General features: G+C 44.2%; 22 protein-coding genes. 16 read left to right on the top strand and 6 right to left on the bottom strand.

From position 1 onward, the window contains the following. Both KYS23_RS12215 and KYS23_RS12210 read left to right on the top strand, forming a co-directional pair. On the top strand, positions 1–360 hold a 360-nt coding region (locus KYS23_RS12215), incomplete at its 5' end, for a DUF2069 domain-containing protein (protein WP_218418867.1). Positions 361–362: 2 nt separating this feature from the next. Continuing rightward, a complete protein-coding gene (locus tag KYS23_RS12210) occupies positions 363–2,282 on the top strand; it encodes a hypothetical protein (protein ID WP_218418864.1) in 1,920 nt (639 codons plus the stop codon). Between the two features lie 62 nt (positions 2,283–2,344). On the opposite strand, the gene hda is transcribed toward KYS23_RS12210, so the two are convergent. Beyond that, the gene (gene hda / locus KYS23_RS12205; protein ID WP_159534520.1) at positions 2,345–3,079 is read right to left on the bottom strand and encodes a DnaA regulatory inactivator Hda; all 735 of its coding nucleotides are present in this window, start codon (positions 3,077–3,079) and stop codon (positions 2,345–2,347) included. Between the two features lie 10 nt (positions 3,080–3,089). Then, complete coding sequence (locus tag KYS23_RS12200; RefSeq protein WP_218418863.1) at positions 3,090–4,460, bottom strand: DUF2066 domain-containing protein; 1,371 nt, start codon at positions 4,458–4,460, stop codon at positions 3,090–3,092. A 277-nt stretch (positions 4,461–4,737) separates the two neighbouring features. On the opposite strand from KYS23_RS12200, the gene purM reads away from it, so the two are divergent. The 5 genes from purM (at position 4,738) to KYS23_RS12175 (ending at position 10,582) form a co-directional block, all read left to right on the top strand. Beyond that, positions 4,738–5,778: a phosphoribosylformylglycinamidine cyclo-ligase gene (gene purM / locus KYS23_RS12195; RefSeq protein WP_159530560.1), complete on the top strand. Its 1,041-nt coding sequence runs from the start codon at positions 4,738–4,740 to the stop codon at positions 5,776–5,778. Then, entirely contained in the window at positions 5,775–6,425 is a 651-nt protein-coding gene (gene purN, locus KYS23_RS12190; RefSeq protein ID WP_126873520.1) for a phosphoribosylglycinamide formyltransferase, read from the top strand. Before purM ends, purN begins: the two co-directional genes overlap by 4 nt. After that, positions 6,385–7,128, top strand: coding sequence for a DUF3108 domain-containing protein (locus KYS23_RS12185; RefSeq protein WP_201299254.1), 744 nt, complete (start codon positions 6,385–6,387; stop codon positions 7,126–7,128). The genes purN and KYS23_RS12185 overlap by 41 nt, the downstream gene beginning before the upstream one ends. A gap of 324 nt (positions 7,129–7,452) precedes the next feature. Next, complete coding sequence (fadE, locus tag KYS23_RS12180; protein ID WP_218418861.1) at positions 7,453–9,915, top strand: acyl-CoA dehydrogenase FadE; 2,463 nt, start codon at positions 7,453–7,455, stop codon at positions 9,913–9,915. Between the two features lie 118 nt (positions 9,916–10,033). Continuing rightward, the gene (locus tag KYS23_RS12175) at positions 10,034–10,582 is read left to right on the top strand and encodes a CAP domain-containing protein (RefSeq protein ID WP_246604375.1); all 549 of its coding nucleotides are present in this window, start codon (positions 10,034–10,036) and stop codon (positions 10,580–10,582) included. 101 nt (positions 10,583–10,683) lie between these two features. Here the strand turns inward: KYS23_RS12175 and KYS23_RS12170 are convergent, their stop codons facing one another. Further along, entirely contained in the window at positions 10,684–11,319 is a 636-nt protein-coding gene (locus KYS23_RS12170) for a response regulator transcription factor (protein ID WP_159530566.1), read from the bottom strand. 176 nt (positions 11,320–11,495) lie between these two features. Between KYS23_RS12170 and cmoA the strand changes: the two genes are divergently transcribed. The 8 genes from cmoA (at position 11,496) to KYS23_RS12130 (ending at position 20,861) form a co-directional block, all read left to right on the top strand. Next, the gene (gene cmoA / locus KYS23_RS12165; RefSeq protein ID WP_159530568.1) at positions 11,496–12,224 is read left to right on the top strand and encodes a carboxy-S-adenosyl-L-methionine synthase CmoA; all 729 of its coding nucleotides are present in this window, start codon (positions 11,496–11,498) and stop codon (positions 12,222–12,224) included. 117 nt (positions 12,225–12,341) lie between these two features. Further along, entirely contained in the window at positions 12,342–13,325 is a 984-nt protein-coding gene (cmoB, locus tag KYS23_RS12160; RefSeq protein WP_159530570.1) for a tRNA 5-methoxyuridine(34)/uridine 5-oxyacetic acid(34) synthase CmoB, read from the top strand. A 95-nt stretch (positions 13,326–13,420) separates the two neighbouring features. Continuing rightward, complete coding sequence (locus KYS23_RS12155; protein ID WP_159530572.1) at positions 13,421–14,302, top strand: kinase; 882 nt, start codon at positions 13,421–13,423, stop codon at positions 14,300–14,302. Beyond that, positions 14,302–15,111, top strand: coding sequence for an HAD-IIB family hydrolase (locus tag KYS23_RS12150; protein ID WP_159530574.1), 810 nt, complete (start codon positions 14,302–14,304; stop codon positions 15,109–15,111). The genes KYS23_RS12155 and KYS23_RS12150 overlap by 1 nt, the downstream gene beginning before the upstream one ends. A gap of 12 nt (positions 15,112–15,123) precedes the next feature. Further along, the gene (locus KYS23_RS12145) at positions 15,124–16,347 is read left to right on the top strand and encodes a glycosyltransferase family protein (protein WP_159530576.1); all 1,224 of its coding nucleotides are present in this window, start codon (positions 15,124–15,126) and stop codon (positions 16,345–16,347) included. 6 nt (positions 16,348–16,353) lie between these two features. Continuing rightward, positions 16,354–18,108, top strand: coding sequence for a sugar phosphorylase (locus KYS23_RS12140; protein WP_159530578.1), 1,755 nt, complete (start codon positions 16,354–16,356; stop codon positions 18,106–18,108). 150 nt (positions 18,109–18,258) lie between these two features. After that, positions 18,259–19,494 carry a molybdopterin molybdotransferase MoeA gene (gene moeA / locus KYS23_RS12135; protein WP_218418859.1) on the top strand — a complete coding sequence of 412 codons (1,236 nt, stop codon included), beginning with the start codon at positions 18,259–18,261 and terminating at the stop codon, positions 19,492–19,494. A 2-nt stretch (positions 19,495–19,496) separates the two neighbouring features. Beyond that, the gene (locus KYS23_RS12130; RefSeq protein WP_218418857.1) at positions 19,497–20,861 is read left to right on the top strand and encodes an MATE family efflux transporter; all 1,365 of its coding nucleotides are present in this window, start codon (positions 19,497–19,499) and stop codon (positions 20,859–20,861) included. Between the two features lie 24 nt (positions 20,862–20,885). On the opposite strand, the gene KYS23_RS12125 is transcribed toward KYS23_RS12130, so the two are convergent. The 3 genes from KYS23_RS12125 to KYS23_RS12115 all read right to left on the bottom strand — a co-directional run bounded on the left by KYS23_RS12125 (position 20,886) and on the right by KYS23_RS12115 (position 23,654). Continuing rightward, positions 20,886–21,575: a nucleotidyltransferase family protein gene (locus KYS23_RS12125; protein WP_159530584.1), complete on the bottom strand. Its 690-nt coding sequence runs from the start codon at positions 21,573–21,575 to the stop codon at positions 20,886–20,888. Between the two features lie 61 nt (positions 21,576–21,636). After that, the gene (locus KYS23_RS12120) at positions 21,637–22,818 is read right to left on the bottom strand and encodes a vWA domain-containing protein (protein WP_159530586.1); all 1,182 of its coding nucleotides are present in this window, start codon (positions 22,816–22,818) and stop codon (positions 21,637–21,639) included. After that, positions 22,818–23,654, bottom strand: coding sequence for an AAA family ATPase (locus tag KYS23_RS12115; protein WP_218418855.1), 837 nt, complete (start codon positions 23,652–23,654; stop codon positions 22,818–22,820). Before KYS23_RS12115 ends, KYS23_RS12120 begins: the two co-directional genes overlap by 1 nt. A gap of 201 nt (positions 23,655–23,855) precedes the next feature. Between KYS23_RS12115 and cysK the strand changes: the two genes are divergently transcribed. Further along, complete coding sequence (cysK, locus tag KYS23_RS12110; protein ID WP_013784262.1) at positions 23,856–24,821, top strand: cysteine synthase A; 966 nt, start codon at positions 23,856–23,858, stop codon at positions 24,819–24,821. Positions 24,822–25,038 lie beyond the last annotated feature (217 nt).

Here is a 25,038-nt window from a genome sequence, read left to right as displayed (position 1 = left end):
GTGTGGATTATTGCGTGGCAGTTTTTTCTTAATAAAACGCTAACGTACTCACCAATATTTATTACGCTAGTTTATTTAGTGCCGTTACTTTTACCTTACAAAGGCGTTATACAAGGTAAGCCGTATACTCACGCTTGGGCAAATTTCGTGGTACTGTTTTATCTAATGCACGGCTGTACTGTGGCTTATGCAGTGCCTGAAGAACGCTGGTATGCAGCAATTGAAATTCTGCTTTGTGTAGGAATGTTTGTTGGCTGCAGCGCGTTTGCGCGCAAACGTGGACGTGAACTTGGCCTTGGATTGAAAAAACTTAAACAAGTTATGCAAGAAGAAAAGGCGCATTTCGAACAAGGGGAATAACAATGAAGTGGCTACTACCAATTTCACTGCTGGCATTATACGGATGCGGCGGTTCAGGAGGCGATAGCAATGTCACTACACCCACCCCATCTTCGCCACCCAGTCTAACCATTCAGGGCGCCAGCGAACTCATTGCTGGCGACTCTGCCGATTTTGCCGTTATTGCCCCATCAGGCACATCAATCACCAGCGTAAATTGGACTGTTAATGCGGTGAGTGGTGCAAGCACGGAAGCAGGCAGTATCGCTCCTCTTGCCTCTCACACCCAAGCCATAGGCTTCGATGTTACGGCGGCCGGTGAATACCTTATTTCGGTTACCGCATCGTTTTCAAGCGGCGAAACCTCTACCCACGAAACCTTAACCCACGAGCTTAGCCTTACCGTTATTGAAGATCAGCCCCCTGAAGCCATTTTACGCTTAGGTCACGAAGCCAGCGAAGGTGGCCGCGTTTCATTGCACGTAGATAACAACAGTTTAAAAACCGTAACGGACATTACCTGGGAACAGCTATCCGGGGCATCCATACCCGCATTTACCTTTGATGACGACGATTTATCCTACAACCTTTATTTTCAAGCACCCCAAGTCAGCGCAGACAGCATTGCAGAAATTCAAGCTACGCTAACTTTCGATGATGGTTCTACCTCAACCGATACCGTTCAGGTAGTGATAAAAAATATTGATATAAATTCGGATGCGTATTTCGTTGACGACTCAGGCAGTATTCCAGAAACCGTTACTTCGCACATGCTAGCGTACCGCCCGAATAGCCCCTATGCCTCTGCGTTGGAAGCTTGTGTATACAACAATGAACTAACATCAAGCTGCACCTTTGCCCAACTTCCTCTTATTGGGCAGCAAACAGAATCGCCAACAATTGATGATATTTTAGATAGAACCTATGTGTCTCACCCTTGGATGGGAGAAGCATTCGAGCAGTTCTTACAAACCTCTAACAGCAGCGAAGATTTGCTACAAATGCTAAGAGCAACCAGTGCGGTTGTGATTTCTTACGATATTCGCCCCTCGTTTTATTGGGCGGTTACCGGTGCTATTTATCTGGACGCGAATAATTTTTGGCGCAGCCCTGAAGAACGAGACACCATTAATACCCAGCCCGACTATCGTAGCGGCTTTGGTAGTGATTTAGATTTTTCTATTTTTTGGCGATATGTGAAAGACGCTGAATACTACTACCCACAAACTGGCTTGGCAGCGTCAACAAGGTCAACCCGTACACAACAAGGTGTCGATGCCGCACTAACATGGTTGATGTACCACGAACTCGCCCATGCGAATGATTTCTTCGACTACACAACTTGGTCGACCTTATCTAACAGTAATACACCTTTAAACTACGTTAACAACAACACGCCTTTATCTACAGGCCTTGAAAACACCTTGCCACTGACTTCATCTCAACTGCATGCGCTGGCGCAGGTACGCTACGGCGGCGATGAAGCCAACAGTACACAGCGCGCTTATTCAGCGGCTCAAGTAGCCAATTGGTTTGCAAGCGACGGGGCAGTGACCTTTTATTCTTATTATACCGAAAGAGAAGACTTTGCTAATTTGGTCGAGCGTTTCATGATGCTTCATCGTATGGCCGCCAGTGCGGATGTGGCCATATTTTCAGGTGATGCAGTAGACGATGGCTCTTACGATGTCACTTGGGGGCAACGAGATCGCGTTAACGATGAAAACCTACAATTACGCGTAGATTATGCGGTTAGCCGCGTATTACCCGAACTCGACATTCCGGCTATTCAAGCTGCAATGCCAACACCGACTTTATTTCCTGCCGGAAGCACGTGGTTTAATACGGTGGATTTAGACAATGACGGTAGTGTTGAGCTAACAAGCGATGAAAAGAATGCGATTATAAAAGCACAAGAGAAGCTTGAAGAGCGTCAATATTAGGAAGAGAAACCCGGTACTGATATTACCGCAGAGCGATAGCGGCAGGAATAAAGCTGTGCTAATTAAAGCCCGAGTTCTCGCTTAACCATCGCCACCGAGAGCTTTTTTTGTTCCTGCAATGAACGGGTATCAAGCCTTGCTAGTAAGCTTAACAAGCTACGTAAATCTCGGTCGCTGTGGTGCAGCAAAAACTGCAATGCCTGTTCTGACAACCGCAATCCGCGTTGATTAGCACGCAATCGAACCACTTCCTTACGCGATTCATCATTAAGCGCCGTTAAATGATAAATTACGCCCCACGCAAGCCTAGAACTTAAATCGGGTAATTGAAATGCGGGATGTGACGGTCCATGCTGACTGCTACCAACAATGAGTGCGTGAGGGTTTTCTATCACCCGATTGAAAAGGTCGAATAAGGCTTCTTCCCATCGCGGATGACCAGCAATGGCATGTATATTATCTAAACAGATAACCGAAAGGTTTTCTAACCCATCAAAAATATCAAAAGACCACTGGGCATGGCCATTTAAATTCAGATAAAGGTGATTCACGTTTTGCTGCGCCAGTTGATGACACAAGGCATACAGTAAATGGCTTTTACCTAACCCCTGCCCACCTAAAAGGGTAACCAATGGCAGATGTAGTGCAGAAAGCGATGCCAACGACGGCGCATCCTGCCATGCAGGCATAGCACTTGGAATACCCTTAAGTAACGCCACCACTTCTTGGTTTCCTGTATCAATAAAACTGTCAAAGGTTTCATCTGTGGGTAGCGTTACAGGGAGAGTTAGCTGCATAGCAAGGGGGTCATTCATTCCAGTAAAAAGTATATCCTTCTACAACTTGACCGAAGGAATCTGTTACAGGCCGCAGTTTAGATTCAAGCCTTACCGTATTGAGTAAATCTTCCGGGGTACCAAGCAAGGTTAAGTTGTACGTGGCTACGGAACCGGTTTGGCCGGTTAACATGGCTTCTTCTATCACGCTTAAGCTTTTCAAATACGCATTAGCATTAGCGTATTTTTTCAATGAGTCTACGTTGGCAACCGACACAGAGATTTGCACTCTTTCTGCGTCTACCGCACCGGGTATCACTGCATATTGTGAAGATAGATAGTTGGCATAAGCATCAACCAATTGCTGCGTGAGAGAGGTGGGTTCATCGGCGAAAATAGACCCGTAGCTTACTTTGCCATTGCCCACAAACACCCAATCAAGCGCATACTCTCCCTCTTGCGCTTTTTGTGCGTATTGGGTGAATTCGTCCATCGTGAAAGGCGGCAATGCTTGCACTTCATTCACCATCGCAGTTGATACTTCATCGCCTACAAGGCTTGCTTGTTGTTCTTCGTTTGCCTGCAGATTCACGCCATCAACTTCATCTAAATCGAGTTGACCACTTAGTGGTTGCTCTGTGCCTGCACGCGCATTTTGGTTTTCATTATCAGCGTAGCTATTATCTTCGTAATTAGTATCTTGGTAAGCACCACCTTCACCAGTTCCAGACGAAGCAGGCAACCCTTCAGGGATAGACGGCATCTCGCCAGGGGTATTTTTATATAGGCGAGCGCCAATAATATTATCAACACCATAACGCTGCGATGATGCTGTTAAAGACTGAACAAACCTACCCCACACATCGTAAATTGAAATACTGGCTGAATCGGTTAAATCCATTAGCGGTAAGCTTACCGGCACACCGCGGGTTTTCGCGGTGTGAACCAACATTTCCCCTACAGGCGTTGGTGTACTTTCATCTAAAATGATGCGTTCGTTATCGTCGGTTTCTGTGGCCAACCACACAATAGTTTCTGGTCTACGTTCGCCCCACAAAGGCAGGCCTTCACGTTTCATCAGCTCAGTCAGCTTAGTTTTATCAAACTCAGCGACATAATAGGTTTCGTTGCCTGAATAGGAAAAACGGTACGAGCGAAGGTACGCTTCAGGCGTTCTAAGTGCGGCCCTTACGCCAGGGTTCTGCAACACCTCGGTATTTCCTGATACCTTCACCATTACTTGAGTTAGGGCTTTTTTTACTGCGTTGGCTTGTGTTTTTTGACTCTGATCACTAACAGGTATCTGTGCTTCATTAACCACCACGTGCTGCGTAGCATGGGCACTCATTGTGCACACCGCTATTGCCACCCCTACACCGCGAATTAATTGTTGCTGAAACATACGCCTAATTTTCCTGTTCCGATAAGAAATCAATTTCTTCACTACTCCACTACAACGTCAAAAGATCGTTGCCCGCTATTCTCTGTCATATTCATGTTTATTTCATCTATAAATATAAAAAACGAAGTTTGAAGCCGCTAAAAAAGGTAATTCATACTCAAATTACACTTTTTTCACATGATCTGCCCCTTATCCGCCTTAGTCAATTGGACTTGTGGTGACTTACTGGTAGAATCCGCGTTTTTCTACCTCTTACTCTTAGTTCTAGGGCGCAAACGTGAGCGAAAATAAAACCTCTCTTAGTTATAAAGATGCTGGTGTCGATATTGATGCGGGAAACCAACTTGTCGACCGTATTAAATCCGTTACTAAAAGGACTCACCGTCCGGAAGTAAAAGGAAACCTTGGTGGGTTTGGCGCATTATGTTCGCTTCCAACAAAATATAAGAACCCGTTGCTGGTTTCTGGAACCGATGGTGTAGGCACTAAGCTTCGTGTTGCTATGGATGCAAACCGTCACGATGGTGTGGGTATCGACTTGGTTGCTATGTGCGTTAATGACCTTATTGTACAAGGCGCAGAGCCGTTGTTTTTCTTAGATTATTACGCAACTGGCAAGCTGGATGTTGATGTTGCTGCATCGGTAGTAACCGGTATTGGTAATGGTTGTGAGCAAGCGGGTTGTGCCCTAATTGGTGGTGAAACCGCAGAAATGCCGGGAATGTACCATGGCGGCGATTACGACATTGCAGGTTTCTGCGTAGGCGTAGTTGAAGCCGAAAAGGTTATTGACGGCACTAAAGTGAAGCCTGGCCAGAAACTTATCGCACTAGGGTCGTCAGGTCCTCACTCTAACGGTTACTCACTGGTACGTAAGATTTTAGAAGTGAGCAACGCCGACGTAAATCAAGATTTAGACGGCAAACCGCTTATCGAGCATTTACTTGAGCCTACCCGTATTTATGTAAAATCTGTATTGGCATTGCTTGAGAAAGTGGAAGTTAGCGCCATTTCACACATTACTGGCGGCGGCTTTTGGGAAAACATCCCTCGCGTATTACCTGATGATGCAAAAGTGGTTATTGACGAGAAAAGTTGGCAGTGGCCTTCAGTATTTAGCTGGCTACAAGAGAACGGCAACGTTACTCGTCATGAAATGTACCGTACGTTCAACTGTGGTGTGGGCTTAGTGATTGTTATTAATGAAGCTGATGTAGATACCACTATTGCAACCTTGAAAGAGCACGGTGAAAACGCCTGGTTAATTGGTGACATTCAAGCCAAAGACGGTGAGCAGCAAGTTGAGATAAACGCGTGAGCACTCCATCAACCAGACTTTGCGTTTTAATTTCAGGTAACGGCAGTAACTTACAAGCCATTATTGATAACATCAGCGCTGAAAAGCTCGATGCTGAAATATGTGGTGTTATTAGTAACCGCCCTAATGCGTACGGTTTAACCCGTGCGCAAGAAGCCGGTATTACCGCAATTAGCCTAGACCACATGCAGCATGACAGCCGGGAAAGCTACGACAAGGCATTGCAAGCTGAAATTGAATCATTAAATCCAGACTATATTGTACTTGCGGGCTTCATGCGTATCCTAACGCCTGAGTTTGTAAATACTTTTTCTGGAAAATTAGTGAACATTCATCCCTCTTTGTTGCCCAAATACAAAGGATTGAATACGCATCAGCAAGCCATTGATAATGGCGACGAAGAACACGGCGTTAGCGTGCACTTTGTTACGCCTGAGTTAGATGGCGGCCCAGTCATCATTCAAAGCCGCGTGCCGGTTTTCGAAGATGACACTGCGGTAGACTTAGCAGATCGTGTTCAAGAACAGGAGCGTCGCATATACCCATTAGTGCTTTCTTGGTTCAGTGCGGGGCGACTTAAGATGGTAAATAATAAGGCTATCCTAGATGAGCAAGAACTCCCAGAATCGGGTTATGCAAACGAGTAAACGCAGCTATGTAGCAGCGTTTCTTTTGGCTTTTGTGGGCGCTAGCGCCCACGCAGCCGATACAACAGAGAGTAAACTTCAACCCTACGAGGCAGTTTATACGGCTTACAAATGGGGCGATGATGTGGGCGAAGCTCGCATTAAACTTGAAGCGTTAAGCAATACACAATATTCCCTCACTTACTCTTCCAAAGTGTCAAAATTCTTTTTATCTGACAAACGCTACGAGCACTCTATTTTTAAAGTAGAAGACAGTACCGTATTACCTATTGAGTATCATTATACTCGCACAGGTACAGGGCCAGATAAAAAGCTCACCGTTAATTTCAACACCGATAACGGCGGCAAAATAGCGGTTGAGAATGGCGAAGAATTTGTTTGGAACGGCCAGTTCGACAACCAAATTTACCGCGTAGACTTGGCAAACCAATTAGCCTCTGGCGAAACTAACCTAACCTACGACTTTGTTAACTATCGTGGTGAATTACGTACTTACGGTGTAGAAGTGGTGGCTAACGAAAGCCTGTCATTACCTTACGGTGAATTCGACACGGTGAAAGTAAAACTTATTCGCGACTCTAAAACCCGAGAAACCTTCGCGTGGTTTGCTCCATCATTAAACTATACTTTGGTGCGTTTGCAGCAATTTAAAGATGGTGAAGAACAAGGCGATATTAAATTGAAGTCTTACGCCACTCAGTAAACGTTGCTTGCACTGTTTGTAGGTGGGGACATCATCGATGGATGAGCCCCCACCTGTTATCTCTTTTCTCTTAAAATCTTTATCATGCCTCGTGGTTGACCACAAGTTAGCTTGGCAACCCATATATACCGCAGTTTAACTTGCACTATAACCATTACTTTTAATGCAAAATTCATGTAAAAATCTTGATCTTTGGGCCATTAAATAATAGGTTTAACCCATGCTGGTCTGACCTCAATTTGATAGTTGCGCACAATCATGCGTAATGAACCAAAATAAGAGGAACGATGAGCGTTACATTTAACGCCTTTTCAGGAGCGAAGTATGGCAGATTTTATTTGGTTTTTATTGGTAGTGTTAGCTTTGGCCGTTGCCAGCTATCAACGTACCAGCTTAGTAACAGCAGTGTGTATTGCTGGCGGAGTCATGATATTAGGGACTCTATTTGGTGATATTGGTTTACTTGGTTGGATTGTATTCCTAGCACTTACGCTGCCGTTTACCCTTTCTAATATTCGTCAGCAGCACATCACTAAAAAGTTATTAGCGTTTTACCGAAAGGTAATGCCAGAAATGTCTAGTACCGAGCAAGAAGCAATCGATGCAGGGACAGTATGGTGGGACGGTGATATTTTCAGTGGTAAGCCTGATTGGGAAAAACTTCACCGTATTCCAAAAGGTCGCTTAACGGCTGAGGAACAAGCGTTCCTAGACGGCCCGGTTGAAGAAGTATGCTCAATGGTAGATGAATGGCAAATTAACCATAAAGATGCCGACTTATCTCCTGAAATTTGGGCATACCTTAAAGAACATAAGTTCTTTGCCATGATTATCAAAAAAGAATACGGCGGCCTAGCGTTTTCAGCATTCGCTCAGTCTCGCGTTCTTCAAAAGCTTGCTGGCGTTAGCGCCGTACTTTCAAGTACGGTTGGTGTTCCTAACTCGTTAGGTCCAGGTGAGCTACTTCAACACTATGGCACAAAAGAACAACAAGACCATTACTTACCTCGCCTAGCGGCAGGTCAAGAAGTTCCTTGTTTTGCATTAACTGGCCCTGAAGCGGGTTCAGATGCCGGCGCAATTCCTGATGTCGGTGTGGTATGTAAAGGCGAATGGAACGGTGAAGAAGTGCTAGGTATGCGCCTAACTTTCGACAAGCGTTATATTACCCTTGCGCCAGTGGCTACGGTCATTGGTCTAGCGTTTAAGCTTCAAGATCCAGACGGTTTGTTAAGTGAGAATAAAGAGCCAGGTATTACTTGTGCACTTATCCCTCGCGATACTAAGGGCCTAGAAATTGGTCGTCGTCACTTCCCGCTAAATACGCCTTTCCAAAATGGTCCTATTCGCGGTAACGACATTTTCGTTCCAATCGATTACATCATCGGTGGCCCAGCAATGGCAGGTAGAGGCTGGCGTATGCTGGTTGAATGCTTATCAGTAGGCCGTTGTATTACCCTACCGTCTTCTGCTGCAGGTGGCGCTAAATCTGTATCATTGGCAACGGGTGCGTATGCGCGTATTCGCCGTCAGTTCCGTATGCCTGTTGGCCATATGGAAGGCGTGGAAGAAATGCTAGCCCGTATCGGTGGTAATGCGTACTTGATGGATGGCGTAACACGCTTTTCAACAGTTGGTGTTGATTTGGGTGAGAAGCCGTCTGTTATTTCGGCAATCTGTAAATACCACCTTACTGAAAAGATGCGTCAGATTATAAATGATTCAATGGACGTTCATGGCGGTAAGGGCGTAATGCTTGGGCCAAATAACTATTTGGGCCGTGGTTACCAAGGTGTTCCAGTTTCAATTACTGTTGAAGGCGCGAACATTCTTACTCGTAACATGATGATTTTCGGTCAAGGCGCAATGCGCTGTCACCCTTTCGTATTGAAAGAAATTCAAGCCGCATCAATTGAAGACAAGAAAGAAAGCACAACCGCTTTTGATAAAGCCGTATTTGGTCACATTGGTTTTGCCATTTCAAATACCGTTCGTAGTGTTTGGTTCTCGCTGACAAGTGGCGTATTTAGCAGTGCACCCTTCACTGACGAAACGGCTCACTACTACAAGCTGTTACAAGGCTACAGTGCAAACTTAGCGTTGCTTACTGATGTTTCTATGGGTGTGTTAGGCGGTGACTTAAAACGTCGTGAGCGCTTATCTGCACGCTTAGGTGACATTTTAAGCGGCTTGTACCTAGGTAGTACTACCTTGAAACGTTTTGACGAAGATGGTCGCTTAAAAGAAGACTTACCACTACTTCATTGGGCAATGCAAAACACCTTGCATGACATTGAAACAGCCATTGATGACTTCTTAGCGAACTTCCCTAACAAAGCCATTGGTGTTGTGCTTCGTGGTATTGTTATTCCGTTTGGTCGTCGTGTTGGTAAGCCTTCTGATAAAACCGAGCATGCTATTGCGCAAATGCTGCAAACCCCTTGTAGCGCACGTAGTCGCTTAGGTTATGGTCAGTATCTGTCTCGTGAAGAAGGTAACTTGTTCGGTGACTTAGAACAGACTCTTGATGACGTGTTAGCAGCCGAGCCAATCTTCGAGCGCATTTGCAAACATAAGAAAGCGAAACTGCCTTTCACACGTTTAGCGGCGTTAGCAGACGAAGCGCTTAGTGAAGACATCATTAATGAAGAAGAAGCTGACTTACTTCGTCGCACAGAAGCAGGAAGACTGAGAACCATTAACGTGGACGATTTTGACCACGAAGAATTAGTGGCTAAGGTTAACTCTTCTAGCGAAATAAAGAAACGAGGAGGCAAAGCTGCTTAGTTTAACCCTTCTCAAAAAGGGCCGCTTCGGCGGCCTTTTTTTATGCACTAAAGTGACTGCTATTTTTTGGTTATCTTTGCTCGTGATTGCGCCTGCTCAGGCAGAATCGCAACACGCCATGGTTTCGTTACCTTCTGATACCTTTCAGTGTGGTAATTCGGAACAAGCCAAAAAACTTGCCCAACTTATTGTGAATGATAAAAACCAAGCCCGAACCCAAATTCACTGTAACCCCACCCTAGTTGCCATTGCAGAGCAAAAGGCAAAAGACATGGCAGAAGAAGGTTTAGTGTCGCATTTCTTAGGTGGCAGCCCAAACACACGTTTGCGAAACGCAGGGTTAACACTCCCGTCGTATTACGGCGATGCTATGAGCAATCAGGTTGAGGCATTGGCTGGTGGTTATCAAACAGCAAAAAAGGTGTGGCACGCATTAAAAAGCTCGTTCTCCCACAAACAGCATTTGCTTGGTGAAATTCCTTTTTATGCTGAACAAAATGAAATCGGGATCGCCTTTTTTAAAGATTATAAAACGCCACATGTAGAATACTGGGCAATTTATCTCACTAAACTAAGTGGTGATGCACAACAGCAATCGTTTAGTGAAGTGCCCGATAAGGGGCTAGGCATTGTTACCGAAAATGGTGAAATTACCCCAATGCAATAGTGAACTACACTCTTAAAAATTGTGGCAATTGCAGTAAAAACAAAAAAGCCGGTGTTATTAAAAACACCGGCTTTTTTAATTTGTAACGCTTGCTTGTACGACTAGCTTAGTTGAAGCTTGTCCATCAACAATACTGCTTGCGTGCGGGTATTGATTTCTAGCTTACGTAGAATTGCGCTAATGTGCGCTTTAATCGTCGCTTCAGTTACATTCATTTCGTGGGCTATTTGCTTGTTCATTAAGCCAGCACGAAGGAATGACAATACTTGAATTTGTTTAGGCGTTAGCTCTCTGAAACGTTGAAGCAACAACTTCAATTCGTCGTCTACTTTCTCAAGTTCGTCTTCCATACCTTCAGGAAGCCATTTTTTACCCGCTATGATATCAACAATAGCTTGCGCCATTTCACGTGTTGCTGACACTTTAGGGATAAAGCCTTGAGCGCCTAAGCTCATTACCTGCGCAACCACTTCTACCGTGTCGCTACCCGACACTACGCCGATAGGTATATTAGGGTATTGCTCACGCAACGAAATGATGCCATTAAAATATTCACCGCCTGGCATGTTTAAGTCGAGTAAGACCAACTCAATGCCGTCGTATTCATTTAAAACGGCCAGCGCAGCATCAAGGCTTCCGGCTTCAAGAATCTGCGCGTTTTCAAAATAAGGTTCTAACGCTCCGCTGAGTGCTTCACGAAACAATGGGTGATCGTCTGCTACTAGAATTCTTGTCATTAGCGTTATTACTTCCTTTAGTTCTTATATCCCTAGGTTAATACTTTCGATTTAATTCTAAAAGCCCTATTCGTTAAAAATCACCGCTTTATTTGATTTTTTTACTGTTTTCCATTGGCATTTAAATTTGTGAGGGTAAAATTGCCGACCAAATTCCCGTTAGCTGAGTACATTTTGTGCAAAAACACGACAGACTTTATGCCAACCCTCTTAAAAAGGTAGCAGATTTTTCATTCGATGAGTCAGTAGTTGACGTTTTTCCCGATATGATCCAACGCTCAGTACCGGGTTATGAAACAATTGTTCATACCATAGGTGAATTGGCCAAAACAAAAGTACAACCAAATACGAAGGTGTATGACCTAGGTTGCTCCTTGGGTGCAGCAAGTTTTTCTGTTGCTCGCGCTACACAAGATGTGCCCTGTGAAATAATTGGTATTGATAGTTCCGATGCCATGGTTGACCGTTGTCGACGCATGGTTCAAGCCTTCAATTTGCCAAACCCAATTTCCATCATTCAGCAAAACGCCCAAGATACCCAAATAGAAAACGCCTCTATGGTAGTAATGAATTTCACTTTACAATTCATTCCGCCTGCCGATAGAGAAGCCCTACTGAAACAAATTTACGATGGTTTGAATGAAGGTGGTGTTTTGATTCTTTCAGAAAAAATTAAGCACCCTACCATTGCTGGCAATGAACTACTGATAGATTTGCACCATCAATTTAAACGAGACAACGGCTACAGCGAATTAGAAGTAAGCCAAAAACGCGCGGCCATCGAGAAAGTTATGCTTACCGATACCTTCAGCGAACACGAAACCCGTCTGAAGTCTGTTGGCTTTAAAGATGTGGTGATGTGGTTTAAGTGCTTTAACTTTACGTCGCTGGTGGCAATAAAGTAGCGGGCACAGCGGTTAAAGAAGTAGTAATACCTCCTGAACATTTATAATTAGCATCCCAAATACCGTGAGCTAGAACCAAAAGCACCGAGATGCACAATTAAGAACACCGAGAATAATATGACGAAACCAGAATCAGCGTGGTTTAACGACTGCTATAAATCTATTTTAGATACGCCTTTAGCGCATTGGCTACAAACCCTGCCTGCGCAAATGAATGAATGGCAAAAGAGTCAGAAACACGGTGAATTCGATAAGTGGTGTCGTCTACTTGCAAAAATTCCAACCACGACACCTTCGTCCACCACCCTTGTTGATGAAGTTCGAATTGGTAAAGCGGATGATATAGACCAATATACCCAGAAGAAGATATTAGGGTTGCTGCAACAGTTTATGCCTTGGCGAAAAGGCCCTTTCCATATACACGACATTCACGTTAATACCGAATGGCGTTCAGATTGGAAATGGGACAGGGTTGCCCCGCATATATCTCCACTTAAAAACAGAACCGTGCTCGATGTGGGCTGTGGTAGTGGTTATCATATGTGGCGTATGTTAGGACGCGACGCGTCTCGGGTAGTTGGTATCGACCCTACACAGCTGTTTCTCATTCAATTTCAAGCTATCAAACACTTTATTCCTGACAATCGCATTCATTTCTTGCCGCTAGGTATAGAAGAGATGCAGCCGTTAAATGCATTTGATACCGTTTTTTCTATGGGCGTACTGTATCACCGTAAAGATCCCATCCAGTTTCTTACCCAACTGAAGCATCAACTAAGAAAAGGCGGTGAATTGGTATTAGAAACCTTGGTGGTTGATGGTGACGCGCAGACTGTTTTAATGGCGGGCGAACGCTATGCTCAAATGCGCAATGTGTGGTTTTTACCCAGCACAGACGCATTAACAGTGTGGCTAGAGCGACTCGGGTTTGAAAATATTCGCGTTGTCGATAAAAACTTCACCACCTTAGATGAGCAACGTGCCACAGAGTGGATTGAAGGTCAGTCATTGAAAGATTTTCTCGACCCTGAAGATATTACTCGCACCATTGAGGGGTATCCTGCACCACAACGAGCCGTGATTGTTGCGGATCGTAAATAAGTTCAACCCTATGTAATGCAACCGAGATGTTGGCATAAATGTTGTAACCTATAATCCCCATGATGTACGTATTCTGCATTTAATAGGGTTGCAACATGGACATACATGGGTTTTTAAAGACACATCAGCTACCAAGTACGTATGCAGACACTGCACAGAAATGGTTCATCCCATTATGCGAGCGGCTACTTAAGCACCAAGAGAGTGCAAAGAATTCAAACAACGTTCCATTGGTGGTCGGAATTAATGGCTGCCAAGGTTCGGGAAAATCTACGCTTACCGATTTTATTAGCGCGTATTTAACCAGCATTTACGCCAAAAAAGTGGTTTGCCTTTCTATTGATGACTTTTACTTAGACAAATCTCAGCGAAACGCGCTGTCGATTAAGGTTCACCCTCTCTTAGCAACCCGAGGTGTACCCGGTACGCACAATATGCCTCTTGCGCTTAACACCTTTAAGCAGCTTAAAAGGAACGGTCAAGTTGCCCTTCCCCGTTTCAATAAAGCCATAGACGACCCCTTCCCTGTTAATCAATGGCCTGTGGTGTCGGCGCCACCAGATATCATTATTTTAGAAGGATGGTGCGTTGCGGTAACACCACAAAGCGCTTCTGATATTAAACAACCTATAAATAGTTTAGAAGAAAACCAAGATCCCCTTGGTATTTGGCGTTCATTTGTTAATACTGAATTATCAAATGAATATCAAAGCTTGTTTGATCAAATCGATTATCGGGTTATGTTAAAAGCTCCCTCGTTTGACTGTGTCTACCGCTGGCGGTTAGAGCAAGAACATAAACTTGCTGTAACTACGCAGGGTGCATCTACAGGGGTAATGTCCGATGAACAAGTGGCGCAATTTATTCAGAATTACCAACGACTCACCGAGCATGCACTAAAAACATTGCCAATAAAGTGTGACACTGTGTATTCGCTAGATGAAACAAGAACTATAACCGGCGAGGAAGTAAAATAATGACAAGAACGCTAGTTTTCACCGATATGGACGGCACGCTGTTAGACCACCATACCTACTCATTCGAGGCGGCGAAACCTGCTTTAACAGCGTTAGAGTCACGAGATATACCGGTTATTCCAACCACCAGTAAAACCTTTGCTGAGCTACAACCTCTACGAGAGCAAATTGGCCTTACTGGACCATTTATTATTGAAAATGGCGCGGCGATATTCATTCCACATGGTTTTTTCAAAAAGAAACCTAGTGGAACCGTATGGGTGGATGGTTACTGGTGTAAATCGTTCATCTCCAATAAAAATTACTGGATCAAACTGCTGGATAAAATCAAAGCGGATTTTGAAGGTGAGTTCAAACAGTTTTCACAAATGAGTTTAGAAGAAATTCAAAGCAGTACCGGCTTAGATGAAGCATCCGCAGCCCTAGCAGCTAAACGTCAATTTGGTGAACCAGTACTTTGGACAGGTTCTGATGAAAACAAACAAAAGTTTATAGCGGCAGTAAAAGAGCGTGGCGCCTATCCTCTAGAGGGCGGACGATTTATCCATGTATCTGGCAATTGCGACAAAGGCCAAGCCCTTAAATGGCTAGCGGCTGAATACCAAAGACAACATGAGAGTCATGTTAAAACTATTGCCCTCGGCGATGGTAAAAACGATATTGCTATGCTTGAAGCAGCGCATATCGCTATACGAATTTTATCTCCGGTAAATCCTCCGCCTTCCGTTAAAAAAGACGAGGTTTATACCAGCACGTTACTTGGCCCCGAAGGCTGGAACGAAATGCTAACTCAATTGCTTTCCCTATAATCAGGAGGACACATGGCTGATTTTTATCAAAATGGTGTGGTTACAACTTTACATAATTTGTCTCGTAGACCAACAGAGGAACTAGAAGCCGAATTACTCCGCTTTTCTCAGAAACGTCCGATGGCGCTTATCTTGCCGTCCCTTTTCTCGGAACTTGAAGGTGAGGCGTTGCCTCATATTGTTAATGAACTGACAGATGTTCCGTATTTATCCGAAATCGTAATAGGACTAGATCGCGCCGATAAAGCGCAATATCAACATGCACTTAAATTTTTCGACAAACTTCCTCAGCACCACCGTGTATTGTGGAACGACGGACCTCGTTTAAAGGCGTTGGATGAAGAACTTCAGTCTAAAGGACTTGCGCCAAAAGAACTTGGTAAAGGCCGTAATGTTTGGTATTGCATGGGCTATGTGTTGGCATCAAATCGTGCCGAATCTGTCGCGCTTCACGATTGTGATATCGTTACCTACAATAAAGATTTGTTAGCTAAACTAATTTACCCGGTGGCAAACCCGAACTTTAACTATGAGTTCTGTAAGGGTTACTACGCCCGCGTGGCTAACGGCAAAATTAATGGTCGAGTTTCACGCTTACTCGTTACGCCGTTATTACGTGCACTCAAGCGTATTATGGGTGATAACGAATATCTCGAGTTTATGGACAGTTTCCGCTATCCATTAGCCGGTGAATTTTCATTCCGCCGCGACGTACTAAATGACATTCGCATTCCTAGCGACTGGGGTTTAGAAATTGGTGTCTTGTCTGAAATGCACCGCAACTATTCGCACAACCGTCTTTGCCAAGCCGACATTTGTGATATTTACGATCATAAACACCAAGACCTATCATTAAATGACGATCAAGGTGGCTTATCTAAAATGTCTATCGACATTACTAAAGCCATTTTTAGAAAGTTGGCTACCCAAGGTTATACCTTTAGTAACGAGATGTTCCGCTCTATTAAAGCCACCTATTTCAGAATTGCACTAGACTTTATTGAGACCTATCACAACGACGCAGTCATGAATGGTCTTACTCTTGATATTCACAGTGAAGAGAAAGCAGTTGAAATGTTCGCCAGTAATATCATGAAAGCTGGTCAGAACTTCTTGGAAAACCCAATGGAAACCCCTTTCATTCCAAGTTGGAACCGAGTCACCAGCGCTGTGCCTGATATTCTTGAGCGCTTGCTGGAGGCCGTTGAAGCTGACACCGCAGAATTTATGGAGTAATAGACAATGACATGGCAAGTACTCCATGACAAAGTAAAGCACCATCTAGAATATATCTATGCTGACGTGCCCCTTGAGCATTCATTAGAAAGCTTAACCATGTCTTTAATGGAAACCATGGGCATTAAGCCTGATGATGATATTGCGCTTCCTCCATCTCATTCCAATTATTGGGATGAGGAAGACATTGTCATGATCACCTATGGTGATAGCGTTATTGATGGTGACGAGCGTCCGCTCGTTACCCTCAATCGCTTTTTAAATCGATATAGCAAGAACACCATTAACAACGTGCATATTCTGCCTTTCTTTCCATACAGTTCAGACGATGGCTTTTCGGTTATCGACTATTCAAGTGTGAATGAAGCATTGGGGAGTTGGGATGATATAGAAGCCATTGCGAAAGACTATGGGTTAATGACTGATTTGGTGATTAACCACTGTTCTGCGCGTAGTGTATGGTTCGATAATTTCATTAAAGGTGAAGGCCCGGGTTCAGATTTTTTCTTTACTGGAGATCCCGCTGACGATTTGTCTATCGTTACCCGACCACGGGTTTCGCCGCTATTGCGTGAAACAGAAACCAAAGATGGCACTAAACATGTTTGGTGTACTTTCAGTCACGACCAAGTTGATTTTGATTTCAGGAACCCTAAGGTACTTCTTACGTTCATTGATATCATTCGTTTGTATATCGATAAGGGTGCAAAAATATTCCGTTTAGACGCCGTGGCGTTTTTGTGGAAAATTGTTGGCACTAACTGCATTAACCTTCCTCAAACTCATGAGGTTATTAGGTTAATTCGCACGCTGATTGAACATGTCGACCCGTCTATTATTATCATTACTGAAACCAATATTCCCAATAGGGAAAACTTGACCTATTTTGGTAATGCCAATGAAGCCCATGCTATTTATAACTTTTCATTGCCGCCACTATTGGTAAACACCTTGGTGACGGGTAATTGTAAGTACTTAAAGAGTTGGATGATGAGCATGCCACCTGCGCAAAACGGTACGGCATACTTCAACTTTATTGCTTCCCACGATGGTATTGGGCTTCGCCCTGCCGAAGGGTTGCTAGACGATGAAGAAATTTCAGAACTTGTGCATACCATGCAAAACTTTGGTGGCAAGATTTCGTGGCGTGCATCTGATCATGGGCAGCAAAAGCCTTATGAAATAAACATCACATTATTTGATGCGTTACAGGGAACGACAAAAGGCCCTGATAAATGGCAGATAGACAGATTCATCTGTGCGCATGCCATTATGCTGGGAATGGAAGGCATTCCAGGCATTTATATTCATAGTTTATTAGGTACGTCTAACGACTATGAAAAAGTGGCTAATACAGGTCAAAACCGTTCAATTAACCGCAGACGTTGGGATTTCAAAGAGCTCGAAGCTTTGCTTGATTCGCCCTACTCTCAGCACCACAAAGTGCTGACGCGATTGTCTCAGTTAATTCGAATTCGTAAAGCTCAACCTGCATTCCACCCGAATGCCACACAATTCACGTTGCAGCTTAACGAAAGTATTTTCGGTTATTGGCGACAAAGCTTAGACAGAAAGCAAAGTATCTTCTGTATTAGTAATGTGTCGGATGAAGAGCAAACTATTCTATTATCTGATATCAACCTAATTGGTACCGATAACTGGATAGATCTTGTGACTCGTCAACAAATTTCCTTGTCGGATGCCTTTTTGCAATTGAAACCCTATCAAGTGCTTTGGATAAGCAACCAAGACTTTGAGTAACCTTACATTCTTGAGCTCTCCATTGACCTCTTCCAAACGGCGCTTATAGCGCCGTTTTTGTTATAATTTCCTTTTCGTCACTGCCTAATACATTGGTTTATTCACTCATTTAGGTGATAATCCCCCCCCTCAAATTAGGGAGTGGTTTTCATGTCTTCAAAATGGTTATCGTTAGAACACGCATTAGAAAAAGCAATTGATGCAACTAGCATCTTGGGTGAATCTGAAGCCATTGAGTTAAGCCGCGCCTTAGGAAGAATTACCGCCTCTGAAGTTCATGCTTCTTTATCTGTGCCGCCGTGGGATAACTCGGCAATGGATGGCTTTGCTATTAATGCGGCTGATAGTCGAGAAGACACGCTTATGCCTATTCAGGGCACCATTACCGCCGGCATGGCCGCAGACGAACCTTTAAAACCCGGTCACGCGATTAAAATAATGACAGGCGCACCTGTCCCTCCAGGCGCCGATGCCGTAGTGATGGTTGAAAATACGTTCACTGAAGGCAATAAGGTAAGCATTAATAAGCGACCGTCTTGTGGTGAAAATATTCGCACCAAAGAAGCGGATATTAAAGTCGGACAGTCACTGGTAACTCAAGGTATTCGATTACAGCCGCAGCACCTTATGTTGCTATCTTCACAAGGCCTAACCACGGTAGACGTAGTGAAACAAGTTAGAGTGGGTGTTGTCGCCACAGGCTCTGAACTGGCTCAACCTGGCGAACCCTGCTTACCTACACAGATATATGAATCTAATCGTATTGGTGTGAGCGCCCTACTCTCAGAATTGGGCGTTGAGATTATCGACTTCGGCATAGTAAAAGACGATGAGAAGTCGCTCACCGCTCTATTTAAAGAAGCAAGCGAACGGGTAGATGTGATGGTAAGTAGTGGTGGCGTCTCTGTTGGCGACGCCGATTATGTGAAAGGCGTAATAGACACTTTAGGTAGTATCGACTTTTGGAAAGTGGCAATTAAACCGGGTAAACCTTTTGCCTTAGGCCATATTGGCAATACCTTGTTTTGTGGTTTGCCTGGTAACCCTGTTTCGGCCTTTGTAACCGCTAAACTTCTTGTTACCCCGTTAATCAGAAAAATGCAGGGTGAACAGCAAGTTCGTAAGCCGCTAACCGTTAATGCCACGGTAACATGCGACATTAAACGTCGTGCTGGCCGGCGGGATTTTCAGCGTGCCACGATAACCTACGATGAAAACTTCAACCTTCTGGTAACGCCGTTTCGCACACAAAGTTCTGGTGTGATGACGTCTATTACCGCAGCAAATTGTTTAATGATAATTCACGAAGACATCAGTCATGTTGAAAAAGGCACAACCCTGCCTGTTATTCCTTTTGATTTACTTTCACCTGAATCGGATCTGTAACCTTGAAGAACAAACGTTATCTACTTGAAGGTAGAGATATTATAAAGCTGGCTTGGCCACTATTAATTGCGCAAATTACCCAAATGCTAATGGGCGTGAGCGATACCATTATGGCTGGCCGTTATAGTGCGACTGATATGGCTGCGGTGGCGCTTGGTTTTAGTATTACCGTACCTTTGTTGTGTTTTATACAAGGTATTGCGCTAGCTTTACCGCCCATTATTTCAAGGCTTCAAGGTACAAAAGACATCACCGGCATTGCCAATGCCAGTCAACAAGCAGGCTACTTAGTGTGTTTCGTTGGTATCGTGGTGGCCGCACTTATTCCTTTTGCCGGTAACATTGTATCGATATTCCCAATGGCAGATGAACTTCATACCATCACTGTGGACTATGTAATTTATGTACTGTGTGCTATGCCGGGTTTTGCGCTTTATCAGTGGCTAAGAAATTACTGTGAAGGGCTAGGTAAAACCAAGCCTACCATGTTAATTACCGTGATTGGTTTAATGGCCAATATAATAGGTAACTACCTTTTCATTTACGGCGTGGGCCCTATTCCTGCCTTTGGTGGCGCGGGTTGTGGTGTTGCAACGGCCATCGTTATTTACACCATGCTAATTGCAACCTTCATTTATGTGCGCTTTAGCCCAGCACTAAAAAAGTACAAACTATTCGATACGTACTATAAGCCGTCTTTGGTTGCCATAAAGCGTACTTTTAAGCTTGGCCTTCCCATCGCCATGACATTATTGTTCGAGGTGACCTTATTTGCGGTGGTGGCACTATTACTGGCGCCGTTTGGCCCCACGACTGTTGCCGCCCACCAAGTCGCCCTTAATTTCTCGGCACTCATGTTTATGATACCAATGAGTATTGGTATGGCAGCGTCTATTAGAATTGGTTATCGGATTGGGCAAAATAACAGACGCCAAGCTAAAATTGCCGCTCAGTGCTCAATTATTATTGGGTTTATTACCGCTGCCTGTACGGCTACTTTCACGTTAACCGCAAAGGCATTCATTATTGGGCTTTATACCAGCGATGATGCGGTTTACCAAATGGCGAATGCCCTACTGATTTATGCGGCTATTTTTCAGCTTTCTGACGCTATTCAAGTAATATCAGCCAATGTGCTTCGTGGTTACAAAGATACTACCGCCATGTTTATCATTACGTTTGTGTCTTACTGGTTAATTGGTTTACCCACCGGCGTAATTTTAGGACGTACTAATTGGATCACGGCAGAACCAATGTCTGCTGGCGGCTTCTGGATTGGTTTTATTGTGGGGTTAAGTGCTGCGGCAGTCATGCTAGGTGCAAGACTTTATTATATTCAACGGCCAAACTACCGATTCGCCACGTAATTTAATTGATGTCATGCCTATCGGTTATGCCTCGTTGCTCCGATAGGCTTTCCAATCACTGGGCGCATCAATATCAAATGCAGACTCGGGGTGATTGACACCAATCGCCCGCCCTTTGTCTTTCCAGTCTTCTATTACTTTCTTTGCGCCCTTGCCCCCCCTTAGCGCAAGTAAGCTGTCAAATGCCGCATTGGGGAATATAGCGGGCACTGTCGCTTTTACTTTCACTTGCTCTTCAAAGCCGCGGTTATGCCACTGACTGTAAATGATGTGATTGGGGTTTGATGGAATTTCGTTAAGCAATGCTTGCAGTGTAGCGGTGGTAACACTGGCTAAGTCTGCTAAGTGTACAAACACATGGGTGTACTCATTGTCAGTTACCTGATTGGCATTCTTTGCCTGTATGAGGTTATTTTCCTGCATGAGAGCCTGCAGACCACAACGAATACTTGAAGCAATGCCTTCACGCCACAATGGGTTGTAACACACCTTAGTACTATTGCTATCTTGAACCGCGTTTGCCGAAATCACATCGACAACATCGCTGTGCCAACGCCCAGTAACAACATAAGTACCGGCAAGATTAAGCCCGTGTAACTGCTGCAAAGCGTATTGAATTAACGGCAACCCACTATAATGCGGGGAAAGTAACTTGTTACTGCCGTAACGCCTACTTTCCCCACCCGCCAACAGTATGCTTGCGACTTTACTCATTCTGTCTAACCCACTGGCTAATAACGACGATTAATGTAAACAGGGACTAAGGTAACCAACGCTAACGTGAACGGCTAAGCTCTTTTATAGCCTGTGTTAAGCCTTCAAGCGTTAACCCATACATTCTGTCTTCCACAATGTCTTTGATTATTGAAATAGACGAATAATAAGGCCAATAATTATCAGCTTGGGGGTTTAACCATACCGCTTTATTAAAGTGGTTCAGTATACGCCCCAGCCACGCACTACCCGGCTCTTCGTTCCAGTGTTCAACGCTTCCTCCAGGATAGGTAATTTCATAAGGCCCCATGGTGGCATCGCCAACAAAGATGACCTTATAGTCTTTACCATAGCGATGAATGATATCGTGAACCGATACCCGCTCTTTTTCGCGTCGCAGGTTATCTTTCCAAACCTCTTCATACACGCAGTTATGAAAATAGAAATACTCGAGGTATTTAAACTCACTCTGCACTGCAGAGAAAAGTTCTTGCGTGGTTTTAACGTGAGGATCCATAGAGCCACCCACGTCAAAAAACATTAAAACCTTAACCGCGTTGTGACGCTCTGGCGACATGTGTATATCTAGCATACCGCCTTTTTTGGCCGTTTCACCAATGGTGGTGGCTACATCTAGTTCTTCACTGGCACCGGTTCTGGCGAACTTACGTAATTTACGCAAGGCGACTTTAATGTTTCGTGTCCCTAGCTCAACGTCGGCAGATAAGTTTTTAAACTCGCGCTTATCCCATACTTTTACCGCAGAGTTACGACGGTTGCCTTTTTGCCCAATACGAATACCTTCAGGGTTATCGCCATAAGCGCCAAAGGGAGATGTTCCACCCGTACCCACCCACTTGTTACCACCTTGATGTCGCTTTTCTTGTTCTTCAAGGCGCTTTTTAAGGGTATCCATTAAAGCTTCTAAGCCGCCAGACTGCCGTAGCGCTTCACGCTCTTCGGCACTCAGGGTTTTCTCGATTTGTTTACGTAACCATTCTTCGGGGATATCTTTACCGAATAAATCGATAGATTCTACCCCCTCAAAATAATCGGCAAATGCTCTGTCGAATTTATCGTATTGAGACTCATCCTTCACCATGATGGTTCGAGACAAACTATAGAAGCCTTCCAAATCTGCATAAACAATATGCTTTTCCAAGGCGTGGAGTAAATCAAGTAGCTCTCGCAAGCTCACTTTTACTTGATATTTTCTCAGCGTGAAAAAGAATTGAATAAGCATTAGCGGCGCGCCATAAATACCAATTTTTCAAACAAGTGAATGTCTTGTTCGTTTTTAAGTAATGCACCATAAAGCGGTGGAATGGCAGCTTTACCGTCTTTAGATTGCAACGCTTCAGGTGGAATGTCTTCGGCCACCAGCAGTTTCAACCAATCGATAAGCTCTGACGTAGACGGCTTTTTCTTAAGCCCTGGTACATCACGAATCTCAAAGAAGGCTTTCAATGCTTCATCAAGCAGCTTTTTCTTCAAATCGGGGAAATGCACATCAACGATTTGCTGCATTTCTTCAGGCGTAGGAAATTGAATGTAATGGAAGAAGCAACGGCGTAGGAAGGCGTCTGGAAGCTCTTTTTCATTATTTGACGTGATAATAACAATAGGACGCTCTTTGGCCACCACGCGCTCTTGAGTCTCGTAGACAAAAAACTCCATCTTATCGAGTTCAAGCAACAAGTCGTTTGGAAACTCAATATCTGCCTTGTCTATTTCATCAATTAGTAAGATAGGACGGTTGCCCGCTTCAAAAGCCTGCCACAGTTTCCCTTTAACAATGTAATTGCCAATATCGTGAACACGGTCGTCACCCAGCTGTGAATCACGAAGGCGGGATACTGCATCGTATTCGTACAAGCCTTGTTGTGCCTTCGTGGTAGATTTGATGTGCCACTGAATTAAATCGGTTCCAAGACTGGCGGCTAATTCTTCTGCCAACATGGTTTTACCCGTGCCTGGCTCACCCTTAATGAGCAGTGGACGCTCTAGCGTAATGGCGGCATTCACGGCCAATTGCAAATCTTTTGTAGCAATGTAATTCGACGTTCCACTAAAAGCCATTCTGGTTTTACCTCTTTCGTTCTGATTCGTCATGTAAAATAACAATAACATATAGCGAAAAAGCACTTTGCATTTTCACGTTTGGGACCAATGATATAGGGGTATGACGAAATCCCCAAATTCAGGCTATGAATTATTAACTATTATAAAGGTCGTACCGAACACGACTGCTGGGATTTCCTAACTAGGTAAGGATTAATAATGCAAGTATTTGACGACAACTCTCTATCTATTGGCCGCACGCCTCTAGTTAAATTAAACCGCGTTACTTCTGGTAACGTTTACGCAAAGGTTGAGTCTCGTAACCCTAGCTTCAGCGTTAAGTGTCGTATTGGCGCCAATATGATTTGGGATGCAGAAAAACGTGGCGTGCTTACCCAAGGTAAGGAAATCGTAGAGCCTACCAGTGGTAACACAGGTATTGCCCTTGCGTTCGTTGCTGCTTCACGTGGTTACAAACTTACCCTAACCATGCCTAGCAGCATGAGTTTAGAGCGTAGAAAACTATTAAAGGCCCTTGGTGCAAGCTTAGTATTAACTGAAGCACCTAAAGGCATGAAAGGTGCAGTTGCCGCCGCACAAGAGATTGTGGCTTCTGATCCTGAAAAGTACGTTTTACTTCAGCAGTTCGATAACCCTGCTAACCCTGCTATCCATGAAAAGACCACAGGTCCTGAAATTTGGAATGACACCGACGGTAAAGTGGATGCATTCGTAGCAGGTGTAGGTACAGGCGGAACCATTACTGGTGTAAGCCGTTACCTTAAAAACACGCAAGGTAAAGCTATTACCTCTATTGCTGTAGAGCCTACTGACTCGCCCGTTATTACCCAAGCGATGAACGGTGAAGAACTCACACCAGGGCCACACAAAATTCAAGGTATTGGTGCAGGCTTCATTCCAGGTAACTTGGACTTAAGCTTGATTGACGAAGTTGAGCAAGTCACCAACGATGAATGTATGGAAATGGCGCACCGCTTGATGACCGAAGAAGGTATTCTTGCGGGTATTTCTTCTGGTGCAGCAGTGGTAGCAGCAAAACGTTTTGCTGAACGCCCAGAGAACAAAGACAAAATTGTTGTTGTACTGCTAGCCAGTGGTACCGAGCGCTACCTAAGTAGCCCATTATTTGCGGGCGCATTTGGTGACCAAGAAGAAACACAATAATCACTTTTATTAACCCGTTATACGGTTAGAGTGTAAATAACAAAACGAGGCTTCGGCCTCGTTTTTTGTTTTTAGATACTCTATAAAGGCATACCATTCATCATCGCTATATCATTGTTTGTAGTAAAAAGGGCTCAAAACCTTTTATCTCAACTATCTTTATCTAAAGTCAGTAATTTAAAAGATGAGTGAATGTTATTCGAAAGGTTTAGACGTA

This window comes from Alteromonas lipotrueae (assembly GCF_019249255.1).
Lineage (GTDB): Bacteria > Pseudomonadota > Gammaproteobacteria > Enterobacterales > Alteromonadaceae > Alteromonas > Alteromonas lipotrueae.
Note: the sequence above shows the minus strand (reverse complement) of the source record. Positions and strands in the feature narration are given on the sequence as shown.